General features: G+C 40.2%; 1 protein-coding gene. It reads left to right on the top strand.

What is annotated here, in order from left to right; translation table 11 throughout:
* Positions 1-1,208 precede the first annotated feature (1,208 nt).
* Positions 1,209-2,837 (top strand): hypothetical protein, encoded by a 1,629-nt coding sequence (locus D0T49_RS06620; RefSeq protein ID WP_163629813.1) that lies wholly within the window; start codon positions 1,209-1,211, stop codon positions 2,835-2,837.
* The last annotated feature ends 182 nt before the right edge of the window (positions 2,838-3,019 follow it).

Here is a 3,019-nt window from a genome sequence, read left to right as displayed (position 1 = left end):
AGAGAGAGAGAGACTAAGCCATTTACAATTTGTCCATTTACCATTTACTATTGCCGTAATTGGGTATTACGTCTTACCATTCCTTTTTTTCTCTTATTCCATTTTATTCCCTTATTTTTCCTTTGCGTATTTATATCCCACTATAGGGCGAAAAATTTTTCGCCCCTACCGTTGTTTGTATTCCCTTGTTTTCTATTCATTAAAAATGAATGTTGGTTGTGTATTTCACAGAGCCACACCGAGTCGTTCACGGAGTTTCGCAGAGTGTTTTTATCTCTGGCGAAGCTCCGTGTTTTTCTTTGTGTGGCTTTGTGGGATATTTATTCCTCATCCGTATAGCGGCTTTGAGTCCGCTTTACGGACAAAAGGGAAAGATGCGCTTTTGTTCGGTGTAGCGTCCCGCTACTGCCGCTGATAGAAGCAAAGCTCTGGCTTTGCATAATAAATATAACTCTGTTACTTTCCCTCGTTTGTAACGAGGGGGTTAAATGGAAGTTACGTTTTAAAACGTAAAACAATATAATTTACCCGTAAAGCGGACTGAAAGCCGCTATACGGGACAAAATGAAATACTTGTAACTAAATAATAATTAAACATTAACAACTAATAATTAAGTAATCATGAACAGAAAACAANTGTAGAACGTGCATACGCCTTTGCTGTTTTCGATAGGGATAGAATTGTTCCGTATAGCGGCTTTCAGTCCGCTTTACGGATAAAAACGAAGTAGCGTACCTATGGCACGCTTATAATGAGATGATTGACATTATTACCAAACTTTAATCCCTACGGGATATTTTAAAAATATAAATGCCGGATAACAAATGTAGGGACGAAACATCTTTCGCTGTTACTTCCCCTCGTTTGTAACGAGGGGTTAAATGGGGGATTACGTTTAAAACGTAAAACAACAACCCTCTCGTTGCAAACGAGAGGGAGAGAGGTGAATAACGCAAACATAATTTATCCGTAAAGCGGACTTAAAGCCGCTATACGGGCGGGATGGGAGCGGACTTGAATAGATTAAAGAGCCAAGAGCCAAGAATCAAGATAAAAGAATGAGGAAAAAGGTGAAAGGGAAAAGTATAAAGTTGCTTTATTGCTTCTTATCTCTAACTCGTAACTAAATAATAATTAAACATTAATAACTAATAATTAATAATTAACCATTAATAATTAACAACTAACAATTAAACATTATCAACTTATGAACAGAAAACAATTTTTACAACACGTAGTTGTCACATTACTCGTGTTATTTGTAGCTTCGGGCAATCTTTGTGCTCAGGTTACTATCGGGGCCGATGCCCAACCCGACGGAAATGCCGTTCTCGACCTTCGTTCCAATTATGAAACTGGTAAACATGGCGGTTTGCTTTTGCCACGTGTGGCACTAACTTCCACTACTTCTGCCAGTCCGTTATCAGCCCATGTGGCAGGCATGACTATTTATAACACTGCTACACGAGGAACGGACAATACTGCTGTAACTCCCGGTCTTTATTATAATGACGGTATAAAATGGGTTCGCCAGCAAGAAGCTATTCAGCAGGAAAACCGTACTTTTGTTTATACAGATGCGAATGACCCGAACACCTCGGGGGCAAAATTTGATGACGTACCTTCTTTGGATGAAGAGGGAGAGGTCAATCCGGCCTTTACTAATGATGATAATTTAAAATCGAACACCACCTATTTTTATATAGGTCAGGATGGTTCCATGTGGATATACAACGATAGCAGCAGTGCTTATGTTAAGTATGTTTCTCCTGCGGCTACAGCATGGTACAAAGGTGGTACCGAATTGGATGCAGGTGCAGATAAAACAACTCCTATTTGCCGGCCGGGTAATGTTGGTATCGGGGGAAATTCTTCAGCAAACTCAGCATTAATGGTACAGAATAGTACATTTGTCAACAATACATGCTATGGCGTTTATGTGGCTACTACTACACCTCTCATCACTGATGCCGATGCGAAAACGCAGCGTTCAATTGTGGCAACTACTTATGGGAAAGTGGCTGCAGGAGTTACATCTTCATCTTCAATACAAGGTATTTACTCTTCGGCTATGAGAAGAGGCCGCAATGACGATGGTAACTTAGCTTCTATATCGGGAGCCCAAATAGTTTATGGCCATTATGAAGCTCAAACAACAGGGACGACAGATAGAATTTACGGTTTATATTTATCTCCTTATGTACGGGGTGGTATAGCTTCTAATTTGTATGATATATATGTCAGGGATGTTGTAGTAGCCAATGGCGGACAGGTAACAAACAGATATGGTATAGTAATAGAAGGTAGCCGGAAGATAAACTACTTTGCCGGAAGTTTTGGGCTTGGAACAGAAGCTCCGGCAGGAAAAATGGAAGTAGTGGCAAGCAATATGTCAGCTTTGAGGCTCCATAGTTACAAAACCTCTAACACAAGCATTTCGCGCCTGTATGGTGCTATGGTGTATTACGGGCATCAGGCTGCCGATTTGACTACAGCAACTACAGATATTGCCTATGGAATTTATGTTTCGCCCATGAAAAATTCGGGAACAGTGACTACTGCCTATGATATATATGTTGGGTCTGGCGACTCGATGAACGAGGGCACTGCAACCAATCACTATGGTATTTATGTGGGAGGAACACACAAGAAAAATTATATTGCCGGTAGTTTAGGGATAGGAGCTATTCCTGTTAATACTGCACAATTACGGGTAGCAGGTTCGGTACAAATTGGTAATAGCGGCGATTCTGCTAGTAACGGTGCTATCCGTTACAACGAAACTACTCATAAATTTCAGGGAAGGGCAAACGGTGTCTGGGTCAATTTGCATTAAGAAGTCGGAATAAGCTATTGTTTTAACGCGGTTGTCTCAAAAAAAGACTTTTGAGACAACCGCGTTAAATATTTGTTGTAAAGTCAAAATGCTTTTACATTTGTCGTCACATTCTTCGGATAAAAGCGAAGAATGATTTAGTTAGCTACAAGTTATCAGCTACAAGCTATAAGTCTTGTCCT

Origin of the sequence: Paludibacter sp. 221 (assembly GCF_010501035.1) — a bacterium.
Lineage (GTDB): Bacteria > Bacteroidota > Bacteroidia > Bacteroidales > Paludibacteraceae > QVMH01.
The sequence above is the reverse complement of the archived record's forward strand: the minus strand, read 5'-3'. Positions and strand labels throughout refer to the sequence as shown.